This is a genomic window from uncultured Sphingomonas sp., from assembly GCF_913778135.1.
GTDB lineage: Bacteria > Pseudomonadota > Alphaproteobacteria > Sphingomonadales > Sphingomonadaceae > Sphingomonas.
In genome coordinates this window covers 1-10,540 of the sequence record NZ_CAJYVU010000086.1, presented here as the reverse complement: position 1 = coordinate 10,540, position 10,540 = coordinate 1, and the positions used below count along the sequence as shown (strand labels likewise).

The 10,540-nt window shown below is 70.2% G+C and carries 9 protein-coding genes; 4 read left to right on the top strand and 5 right to left on the bottom strand.

The window, feature by feature from the left end; translation table 11 throughout:
- Nucleotides 1-1,251, top strand: a 1,251-nt coding sequence (locus QZ847_RS07895; protein WP_294355136.1) for an efflux transporter outer membrane subunit, incomplete at its 5' end; no start/stop codon positions are given.
- A 14-nt stretch (nucleotides 1,252-1,265) separates the two neighbouring features.
- Here the strand turns inward: QZ847_RS07895 and QZ847_RS07890 are convergent.
- Nucleotides 1,266-2,678: a sensor histidine kinase gene (locus tag QZ847_RS07890; RefSeq protein ID WP_366930188.1), complete on the bottom strand. Its 1,413-nt coding sequence runs from the start codon at nucleotides 2,676-2,678 to the stop codon at nucleotides 1,266-1,268.
- Nucleotides 2,679-2,683: 5 nt separating this feature from the next.
- A complete protein-coding gene (locus QZ847_RS07885; protein WP_294189266.1) occupies nucleotides 2,684-3,346 on the bottom strand; it encodes a response regulator transcription factor in 663 nt (220 codons plus the stop codon).
- Nucleotides 3,347-3,458: 112 nt separating this feature from the next.
- Between QZ847_RS07885 and QZ847_RS07880 the strand changes: the two genes are divergently transcribed.
- The gene (locus tag QZ847_RS07880) at nucleotides 3,459-4,169 is read left to right on the top strand and encodes a hypothetical protein (protein WP_294355133.1); all 711 of its coding nucleotides are present in this window, start codon (nucleotides 3,459-3,461) and stop codon (nucleotides 4,167-4,169) included.
- 53 nt (nucleotides 4,170-4,222) lie between these two features.
- On the opposite strand, the gene QZ847_RS07875 is transcribed toward QZ847_RS07880, so the two are convergent.
- On the bottom strand, nucleotides 4,223-5,098 hold the full coding sequence (locus tag QZ847_RS07875) for an SDR family oxidoreductase (RefSeq protein WP_294355131.1): 876 nt from the start codon (nucleotides 5,096-5,098) through the stop codon (nucleotides 4,223-4,225).
- A gap of 143 nt (nucleotides 5,099-5,241) precedes the next feature.
- On the opposite strand from QZ847_RS07875, the gene QZ847_RS07870 reads away from it, so the two are divergent.
- Nucleotides 5,242-6,468, top strand: coding sequence for a DUF2254 domain-containing protein (locus QZ847_RS07870; RefSeq protein WP_294355129.1), 1,227 nt, complete (start codon nucleotides 5,242-5,244; stop codon nucleotides 6,466-6,468).
- 21 nt (nucleotides 6,469-6,489) lie between these two features.
- Here the strand turns inward: QZ847_RS07870 and asnB are convergent, their stop codons facing one another.
- Nucleotides 6,490-8,373, bottom strand: coding sequence for an asparagine synthase (glutamine-hydrolyzing) (gene asnB, locus QZ847_RS07865; RefSeq protein WP_294355138.1), 1,884 nt, complete (start codon nucleotides 8,371-8,373; stop codon nucleotides 6,490-6,492).
- 119 nt (nucleotides 8,374-8,492) lie between these two features.
- Between asnB and QZ847_RS07860 the strand changes: the two genes are divergently transcribed.
- Entirely contained in the window at nucleotides 8,493-9,821 is a 1,329-nt protein-coding gene (locus QZ847_RS07860; RefSeq protein WP_294355126.1) for an oligosaccharide flippase family protein, read from the top strand.
- Here QZ847_RS07860 and QZ847_RS07855 read toward each other — a convergent pair.
- Nucleotides 9,813-10,538, bottom strand: a complete 726-nt coding sequence (locus QZ847_RS07855) for a nucleotidyltransferase family protein (protein ID WP_294355124.1) — start codon at nucleotides 10,536-10,538, stop codon at nucleotides 9,813-9,815. The genes QZ847_RS07860 and QZ847_RS07855 overlap by 9 nt on opposite strands.
- Between the last annotated feature and the right edge of the window lie 2 nt (nucleotides 10,539-10,540).

Here is a 10,540-nt window from a genome sequence, read left to right as displayed (position 1 = left end):
CTGGTCGATCAGGCGATCGCCAACAATCGCAGCCTCGTTGCCAGCAACGCGACCCTCGCCGCCAGCCGCGACGAGCTGCGCGCGATTGCGGGGCGTCGCCTGCCGCAGGTCGACGCCAACGCGCGCGTCGACCAGCAGCAGGTCAACCTCGCCGCATTCGGCTTCTCGGGCAGCAACCCGCTCGCGCCCGCGGGCAATCCCGAATTTCACCTCTACACCGTCGGCGGCGGCGTCAGCTACGACCTCGACCTGTTCGGTGGCCTGAAGCGCAGCGTCGAGCAGAGCTCGGCGCAAGCGGAGGCGCAGCTACGCCAGACTGAGGCGGCGCACCTGACGATCGCGGGGCAGGTGGTCAACCAGGTGCTGACCATCGCCGCGCTGCACGCGCAGATCGACACTGCGCGCGCACTGCTTGCGGACGACCAGCGCAACGTCGACCTGACCGAGAAGCGCCGCGCAGGGGGCGAGGGGACGCTGGTCGAGGTGCTGAACGCGCAGAGCCAGTACGCCGCCGACCGCAGCGACCTGCCGCAGCTCGACCAGCAACTCGCCGAGGCGCGACACCTGCTCGCGACCCTGCTCGGCACCACGCCTTCGGCGCTGCCGGCGAACGACATCGCGTTCGATCAGCTGACCTTGCCCGCGCGCGTGCCGGTCGCGCTGCCCTCCAGCCTTGTCCACCGCCGCCCCGACATCCTGCAGGCGGAGGCGGAGCTGCATGCCGCGACCGCCGCGATCGGCGTCGCGACTGCGCGGCTTTATCCCGACATCACGCTCGGCGCGACGCTGACGCAGGGCGCGCCCGCGATCGGCGACCTCGTGAAGAACGCGTTTCGCGGCTATGATCTGTTTGCCGGGCTGACCGCGCCAATCTTCCACGGCGGGACGCTCAAGGCCGAGCGCGCGGCAGCGGTCGACCGCGCGCGAGCGAGCCAAGCGAGCTACGAGCAGACGGTGCTGGTCGCGTTCAGCCAGGTCGCCGACCTCTTGTCCGCCATTCAGAACGACGCGCGCTCGGTCGCGGACCAGCGATCGTCGGTGCAGGTCGCGGAGCGGTCGCGCCACCTGTCGCGCCGCAGCTTTCAGGTCGGCAATTCGGGCGTCTTGCAGGTGCTCGAGTCGGAACGATTGTACCAGCGTGCGAGCAACGGTCTGGTGGTCGCGCGCACGCGGCAGTTCCTGAATGTCGCGCGGCTCTACGTAGCCACGGCGGGCGGTTGGACCGGTCCAGCTACGGCGTCCGCCAACTGACCTGAGCCACGCGGTCAGTCGATCGCGCCACCCGGCAGGCGCAATCGTACGCACAATCCGCCGCCGGCTGCGTCGTCCAGCGTCAGCGTGCCGCCGTACAGCTCGGCGAGCTCGACCGCGATCGACAGACCAAAGCCGTGTCCCTCGCGGCGTTCGTCAAGCCGGACGCCGACCTGCGCGGCCCGCGCGCGATCCGCCGCCGGGATGCCCGCACCATCGTCGCAAATCGATAGCGCGACTGCGCGCGCGTCCGCCGCAGCCACCTGTATGGTAACCCGACTCACAGCGTTCTTGGCGGCATTGTCGAGCAGATTGCCGAGCAGTTCATCGACGTCGCGCGGGTCCATCGCGAACGCGAGCGGGGCGGTCGGCAGATCCTGCGTGATCGCCAGATTCTTGTCACGGTAGATCGCGGTGATCGTCGCGGTCAGGTCCGCAAGTGCTGGCGAGAGCGGAGTGCGCGCTCGCGGATCGGCGGTCTGCGCGCGCGCGCGTGACAGGTGATGGCGGATCGTGTTGTCGATGCGCCGGACCTGCGCCGCCCGCGCGGGCTCGTCACGCAAATCGAGCGCGAGCGCCGCGACGGGCGTCTTGAGCGCGTGCGCGAGGTTCGCCGCCGATCGCCGTGCGGTGGCGAGCGCAGCGGCGTTGTCCTCGGCCAGCGCGTTGAGTTCGGTCGCGAGCGGCAGCAGCTCGCTCGGTTGATCCTCGTCGACGCGCTCGCGCCGACCGACGCGGATCGCCGCCACCTCGTCGCGCAGCCGCCTGACCGGACGTAGGCCAAGCCGCAGCTGCACCACCGACGCCGCACCCAGCAACCCGCCCAGCACCGCCAGCACGAGCAGCAGCGGCTCGATCGCCTCGCGGATTGGTTGGCGAATGACGTCGCGCGGTGCAGCAGCGGTAATTGTGACCGGACCTGCGGGAGTGTCGAGCGTCACGCGTCTGGCATGGACCGACGCGCCGTCGCTGGTCTCGCCATCCAGCGCGCGTAGTGGCGACGGTGTCGGCGGCGAAGGTGAGGGCGGCGGCGGTGCAGCAGGCGCGCCCGCGGCGGGGGGCGGCGGCGTCGAGTGCGAAGGTTCGGGCGGTCCGGCCGGACCCGGCGGCGGCGCAGCTTCCGTGAGCGGAGCGAAATCAGCCGAATTCAGCGTCGCTGTTGGTGTGGCGATCTGCCACTGCCACCCGTGTCCGGCCTCCAGCACGCCAAGCTGTTGTCGCAGGCGGGCGCGATTGATTGTGCCGTCGTCGCTCACCGCCGTGGCCAGCAGCGCGACCTCGCTATCTAGCCGCCGGTCGATCCCTGCGGTGACGAAGCGTTCGAGCACCGCCGCGATCGACCAGCCGGCAATGACGAGTGCGACCAGCGTCGCCGCCGCCGACAGCGCCAGCATGCGCGCGTGGAGCGAACGGGGCAGCAGCCGCACGCGCGTCACGCCGGGCAGGCGAGGCGGTAGCCGCGCCCGCGCACCGTCTCGATCAGCGTCGCGCCGATCTTCTTGCGCAACCGGCCGACGATCACCTCCAGGCTGTTCGAATCAACGTCCGCATCGCCTTCGTACACGCGTTCGAGCAACTCAAGCCGCTCGATCACCGCATCGCGGCGCAGTATCAGCTGCGACAGCACGCGCCACTCGAATGCGGTCAGTTTGAGCGGCAGGCCGTCGAGTTCGAATTGTCCAGTCTGCGTCTCGAAGACGAGCGGGCCGCAGGCGATACGCGGTTGTGCGTGACCGGCGGCGCGGCGGACGAGCGCGCGCAGCCGCATGACCAGTTCCTCGACGCGGAACGGTTTCACGAGGTAATCGTCGGCGCCCGCCTTGAACCCCGCCACCTTGTCCGACCATGCATCGCGCGCGGTCAGGATCAGCACCGGCAGCGCGCGTTCGGCCTCGCGCCACGCGCGCAGCACCGACACGCCGTCCATGCCGGGCAGGCCGAGGTCGAGCACCGCGGCATCATACGCCTCGGTTGCGCCGAGATGCGCGGCGTCGATGCCGTCGCTGGCGACATCGACCGCGAAATGCTCATCGCGCAGCGCGCGCGCGATCGCGGGGCCAAGGTCGCGGTCGTCTTCGACGAGGAGGATACGCATCGTGTCGGCTCCTAGGTGCGATGCTTAAACCGAAACTGAACCGCTGGGTTCAGCGGGGGTGGGCATGGGCAGGCGTAGACGGTGATTCGTCGAAGCCAAGGAGTAGTAAAACATGTCTCGTTTGAACGTGCCGCGGGTCAGCCGCGGGCAGAAACTGGGGATCGCCGCCGCCGCGCTGGTCGCAATCGGTGTCGCGGGCGGCGCGGGCGCGGTGTCGCTGACGCGTCCGGCGATCGAGATGGCGCCGACCATCCCGACCGCAATCGCGCGGCTGCCGCAGTCGAGTGGCGTGGTGACGGTCAAGGGTCGCGTTGCCGAGGTATACGGCAACCGCTTCGTGGTGCAGGACGGCAGCGGTCGCACGCTGGTCGATGCCGGTCGCGAGGCGCAGGGCGCGGTGCGCGTCGGCACGCCGATGCTGGTGCAGGGCCGTTATGATCAGGGGCAGCTGCGCGCACGCTTCCTCGTCGACTCATCGGGCGCGGTGCAGGAAGTCGGACCGCCGCCGCCCCCGCCCGGTGCAGGCGCCCCGCCGCCGCCGCCGCGTGGTGCCGGCGCGCCGCCTCCGCCGCCACCCGGCGCCGGTGCTCCGCCGCCGCCTCCTCCGGGTGGCCCGGGTGCCCCGCCGCCTCCGGACGGCATGGGTGCAGGCGCACAGCCTCCGCCGCCCGCGATTGGTGACGGCGCGGGTGCCCCTCCGCCGCCGCCACCCGGTGCCGGTGCTCCGCCTGCGCGCGGTGCGGGCGCTCCCCCGCCGCCGCCCGCCGCGCCGGGCCTGAACCGCATGGGTCAGGTAGCACCCGACGCCGCAATCCGGCGCTGATGCACTGAACGTCGCCGGCCGGGGTTTCCTGCCCCGGCCGGTCGCGTCGTCACTCAGCCGATCGGCACGCCGCCCGTCACCGCGACGATCGCACCCGACATGTAGCTTCCCTCGCCCGAGGCGAGCAGGACGTAGGCGGGGGCGAGCTCGGCTGGCTGGCCCGCACGGCCGAGCGGCGTGTCCTGTCCCAGCGTCTTCAGCTCGTCGCTCGGCTTGGCGATCGGCTGGATCGGCGTCCATACCGGCCCCGGTGCAACCGCGTTGACGCGAATGCCGTCGCCCGCGAGCAGGTTCGACAGCCCCACCGTCAGGCTGGAGATTGCGCCTTTCGTGGCGGCGTAGACGATCATGTTCTTGCCCGCGACCTTGGCCTGCTCGCTGGTCGTGTTCACGATCGCGGAGCCGGGCTTCATGTGCGGTGCCGCCGCCTTCGCCAGCCGCAGCATCGCGAACACGTTCGCCGCGAACGCGCCCTGCATCTCGTCGTCGTCGATCGTCTCCAACCCCTCGTTCATCGTCTGCGCGGCGGCGTTGTTGACCAGCACGTCGATGCGGCCGAACTCGGCGACGATGCGCTCGATCAGCGCGGCGCAGTGATCGCGGTCGCGGATGTCGCCGGGCAGCAGCAGGCAGCGCCGGCCCGCCTTCTCGACCCAGCTGCGCGTTTCTTCCGCATCGGCCTGCTCGACATCGAGGTAGGAGATCGCAACGTCGGCGCCTTCGCGCGCGTAGGCGATCGCGACCGCGCGGCCGATCCCGGAATCGCCACCGGTGATCAGCGCGACCCGGTCGCTCAGCAGCCCCTTGCCGACGTAACTCTCCTCGCCGTGATCGGGTTTGGTATGCATGTCCTTGGTGAGACCGGGGCGTGGCTGCTGCGGCTCGTCGGGAAAGTTGGTCGGCTGGCTGGTGCGGGGATCGTCGGTCATGTCGGCTCCTGTCGCGGGGATCACGCGCAGCAACGGCCGGCGCCGGGGAAGGTGCCGCCGCATGCGCAATGGAACATCCGGGTAGCGCGACGCCTTTCTCTGGAATGAGTGGGGCACGGGCAAAGACGCGCTGGCAATGGGTGTTGAGCCTGCTGACGCGACGGATGTGGTTTCGCGCCGCGCTATTCTGCCTGTTCGGCGGAGCGCTGGCGCTCGCAGGGGCGCTCGCCGGGCACACGATCTCCTACGAATTCGCGACCAAGGTCGGCGCGAAGTCGGTCGACAACATCCTCAGCATGCTGGCGTCGAGCATGCTGGCGGTCACCACCTTTTCGCTGACCGCGATGGTTTCGGCCTTCTCGGGCGCGACCAGCACCATCACTCCGCGCGCGGTGCAACTGCTGGTTGACGACAGCACGGCGCAGAATGCGCTCGCCACGTTCCTGGGGAGCTTCCTGTTCGCAATCGTCGGCATCATCGCGCTGTCGACCGGCCTGTACGGCGAAACCGGGCGCGTCATCCTGCTCGCAGGCACGGTGATGGTCATCGTGTTCATCGTGGTCACGCTGCTGCGCTGGATCGAGCATATCTTGCGCTTCGGCCGCGTCGCCGATACGATCGACCGCGTGGAGCGCGCCGCGACCGAAGCGCTGGGAACGATCGCCTGCTCGCTCGACGTCGAGGCGGGTGAGCCGTCACGGCCGCTGCGCGGCGGAAACGACGTGCGCGCAATCACGATGGGCCGCGTCACACACATCGACCTGAGCGAATTGGGCGAGATCGCCGCGGAGTTGGACGCCGACATCGACGTGCGCGTGCTTCCCGGCGAGTGGGTCGACCCGGAACACGCGCTCGCGACGTTGAGCATGCCGGTCGACGAGCGGTTCACGAAGCGCATCCGCCAGGCATTCACATTAGCGCATCATCGCGCCTTCGATCACGATCCACGCTTCGGGCTGGTCGTATTGTCGGAGATCGCGTCGCGCGCCCTGTCGCCGGCAGTGAACGATACGGGCACGGCGATCGCGGTGATCGAGGCGGGCGGGCGCGTGTTGCTGCGCCTGTTCGACCGACCCGCCGACGCTTTCACGCCCGTGCCCGACCGTGTACGGATGCGCGCGCTGCGTCTCAGCGATGTGCTGGAGGATTTCTGCCGCCCGATCGCGCGAGACGGTGCGGGCATGATCGAGGTGGGCGTACGGTTGCAGAAGACGCTGGCCGCGCTCGCGGCACACACCCCGTCGGCGGCGGCGATCATCGCGTGCGAGGCGGACGATGCGCTCGACCGCGCGCGTGCTGCGCTGACAAGCCCGCGTGACATCGCGCTGATCGAACGGGTCCGCGCCGAGGCGTTCGCCGACGGCACCTAGCCGCTATAGCGAAGTCCCCCGTCAGGTGGGCCGCGCCTGCCACCACAGGCAGAACAGGCTGAGCGCGTAGAGCAGGCGACTGTGATCGCGTCGCGCGCGGCGATGCTCGTCGAATACCACGTCGACGGCACTCGGGTTGAGCAGCCCCGACGTTGCCGCGCCGCTGCCCGTCCACAACTCGCGCGCGTAGGTGCCGAAATCGTCGCGGAACCACTCGGCGAGCGGTACCTGGAACCCCTGTTTGCGGCGGTCGAGGATGCCGGCGGGCAACCACGGCGCGACGGCGGTGCGGACCGGATATTTGCCGACGCCGCCGCGCAGCTTGACCTCCTCGGGCATCGACAATGCGAGCGCGACCATCTCTCGTGACAGCATCGGCACCCGCACCTCCAGCGCATGTGCCATGCTGGCGCGGTCGACCTTCGTCAGCATCGCGCCCGGCAGGTTGAGCTGCAGATCGCACATCGCGAACTGCTCGACATCGGACGATGAGATCGCTGCCATGTCAGGGTAATACTCGCCCGCGAGTGCCGCGATTGCGCCATCCCCGTCGCGCCCATCGAGCAGCGTGCCCGCGAACAGGTGGCGGCGAAGTTCGGGCGAAGTGATCTGCGTTTTCGCGAAAAAGCGCGTGCCGCCGTCGGGCAGGCCGGCGCTACGCGCGGTCTTTTGCCAGCGTTGCAGCCGGCGATTCCCCGGACCCCAGGGAAGCGCCGGCAGCGCTGCGAAGCCGCGTGCGCCGCGGCGCGCGAAGGCCGGGACGTGGCGCAGGCGGTGCTCGGTCAGATGGCGCTTGTAACCGAAGAACAGTTCGTCCCCGCCGTCGCCCGACAGCACGACCTTAACCTCGCGCGCCGCGGCTTCGCTCACGTACCAGGTCGGGATCGCGGACGGGTCGGCGAAGGGTTCGTCATAGGCCTGTTGCAGCTGCGGCAGGATCTGCCATGCGCGTTTCGGATCGACGATATGGGTACGGTGGTCGCAGCCCAAATGCCGCGCGACTGCCTCCGCATACGGACTCTCGTCGTAGGCGCGCTCGGCGAAGCCGATCGTGAAGGTCTTGACCGGGCGCTGCGACACCCGCGCCATCGCGGCCACGACCGCGGATGAATCGACCCCGCCCGACAGGAACGCACCGACATCGGTGTCGGCAGCGAGCATCTGCGCGCGTACGGTATCGAGCCAGGTGGTCCGGAATGCCTCGATCCAGTCCTCCGCCGAACGCGGCGCGCCGGGCGTGTAGCGCGCGGTCCAGAATGCGCGGGTGCGCAGGGAGCGGTCTGGCCCGAGTTCGAGCAGGTGGCCGGGTGCCAGCACGCTGACCTGCGCGTAGATCGAGCGCGGCGCGCGGACGTGGCCGAAGCTGAAATAATCGTGCACCGCGCGCGCATCCGCGTCGAAGCGCAGTTCCGGCACCGCGAGCACCGCCTTCAGCTCCGACCCGAACGCCAGCCGGCCGTCCTGCCACGTGTAATAGAGCGGCTTGATCCCGATCGCATCGCGCGCCAGCGTCAGGCACCGGGTCACCCGGTCCCAGATCGCGACGCCGAACATGCCGTCGAGCCGCGCCCAGGCATCGTCGCCCCATTCGCGCCACGCCGCCAGGATGACCTCGGCGTCGCCCTCGGTCGCAAACGCGTGGCCGCGGTGGCGCAATTCGCTCCGTAGCTCGCGATAATTGTAGATTTCGCCGTTGAAGACGATCGCGTGGCGGCCATCCGTACTGTGGATCGGCTGGTCGCTGCCCGCCACGTCGATGATGCTCAGCCGCCGCATGCCGAAGCCGAAGTCGCCGTCGACCATGACGCCGTGGCTATCTGGGCCGCGATGCAGGATCGTGTCGCACTGCCGCCGGACCGTGAGCTGCTCGATCGCCGCTCGCCCGGGCGCGTACAGACCGGCAATCCCGCAGATAGGACGCTCCTGAAGTTACGTTGATGTGGGTGAAGGCGGATCGCTCTAGCCGCGCGCATGGCCCATGTCACGGACTTGCCGCTGCCGCAGCGGCTATCTAGGCGGAGCCGATGACGAACGGGTCGATTTCTGCGCCTGCGCGGGCGGGCGGCATGCGCGCGGTGCTCGCCAACTTGGGCTGGCTGCTCGCCAGCCGGGGCGTGCTGGCGGTGCTGTCGCTGCTGTACCTGGGAATTGCGACGCGCACGCTCGGCCTCGCCGATTTCGGCCGCTTCGCGCTCGTGACCGGCGCAGCGCAGGGGCTCGCGCTGCTGGTCGGGTTCCAGACCTGGCAGGTCGTCGTCCGCTTCGGCATCGATCACCGCGCCCGCGGCGACACGGCGGCACTCGGCCGGCTTTATCGTGCCAGCATGGCGCTCGACGCGATCAGCGCGCTCATCGGGCTGGCGCTCGCCGCGGTGATCCTGCTGGTGTGGCGCGAGCGACTGGGGATCACCGCGCCGCTCCTGCGCGACACGATCATCTTCACCGCCGCGCAATTGCTGTCGATCCGCTCGGCGGCGCTCGGCGTGCTTCGGTTGACCGACCGGTTCCGCGCCGCGGCGGCGGCGGACAGCGTGACGCCTGCGGTGCGCTTCGTCGGCGCGGTCGCGGCCGCCGCCTTCGCACCGACGCTGCACGCGTTTTTGTGGACGTGGACTGCGGCCGAACTCGCCACCGCCGCCGCTTATTGGATCACGCTTCATCGCAGCGACGATCTGGCGCTCGTCCGGCACGCGCGCGTCCACTGGGCCACGCTGGCGCAGGAAAACCACGGTCTGCTTAGCTTTCTCGTCAGCAGCAATGCGGTGTCCTCGCTGGGCCTCGCGACCAAGCAGGTACCGCTGATGTTCGTCGGCGCGTTCGGTGGCCCCGCGGCGGCGGGCGCGTTCCGCATCGCGCTGCAACTGGCACAGGCACTGACCAAACTGTCGCAGCTGATCTCACGCGCTGCCTTCCCGGAAGTTGTACGCACCGTCCGCGACGTGGCGCCGGCGCAGCTCGGCCGCGCGCTGCGCCGCATGTTCGGTGCCAGCGCGGGCGGCGCGCTCGTCATCCTGATCGTGGTGGCGCTGATCGGGCGCCCGGTGCTGGTCGCAGTTGGCGGCAACGCGGCTTACGCCGACGCTTATCCGCTGCTCCTGTGGCTGGCCGCCGCAGGGTCGATCGATCTGGCGGTGGTCGGGTTCGAGCCGGTGCTGCTGGCGGGTGACCGCTCGACCTCCGCGGTCAGCGCACGCGCGGTCGGCGTGGTGGCGCAGCTCGCGCTGATGCTGGTGCTGCTGCCCCGCATCGGTGCGGCGGGGGCGAGCATCGGGGTATTCGGCGCCTCGCTGGTCAGCGCGCTGCTGATGATCGCGATGGTGTGGCGCTACTTACGCAGTGCGCGGCTAACCTAGGCGCGCCCGGACGAAGTCGAGGTCGGCGGGTTTGTCGACGTCCACGGCGGCGAGGCCGTCAGTCGCGGCGACGACCGTGGCAGTGACGCCGGCGGTTCGCCCGAGGTGCGCGACCGCTTCGGAAAGCGAGAGCCGCCCGAGCAGGTAGCGCAGCAGCAGCGCCGGGCCGAGCCGGCGGACGATGCGCCACGGGCGCTTGCGGTCGCGCTCGACTAACTGCCACAGCGCAATCACCTCCTTCGCGCGCGGGGTGGCGAGATAGAACAGATTGCATCCCGACCAGTCGCCGTCGGCGAAGCGCAGGTAGGTGCGCTTCGACCCCGGTGCGGCCTGCTCCACCACACCCCGTCGCGCGAGCAGCACCGCGATATCGGCGCCGGCGGGCACGCGCGCGATGAAGTCGCGGACCCAGGCGGCATCGAGCAGTGCGTGATCGCCCGTAGTGACGAGGAGCGGCGCGCCGAGCAGGGCGAGTGCGTCAGCGGTGCTGGCGCTCGGCCCGGCTGCGGCGGGAAGCGCTTCGGCCCCCAGCCGCTCGGCGTCGGCACGGACCGCGGGGCTGTTGGCTGACACGCCGATCCGCTTGATGCCCGCATCGCGCAGCGCGGCCGCGACGCGCGCGAGCATGGTGTCCGTGCCAAACGGAATCAGCGCCTTGTCGCTCACCCCGGCGTAGCGCGCGACCGGGTCCTCGCCCCCGCGCGACCCCGCCAGGATCA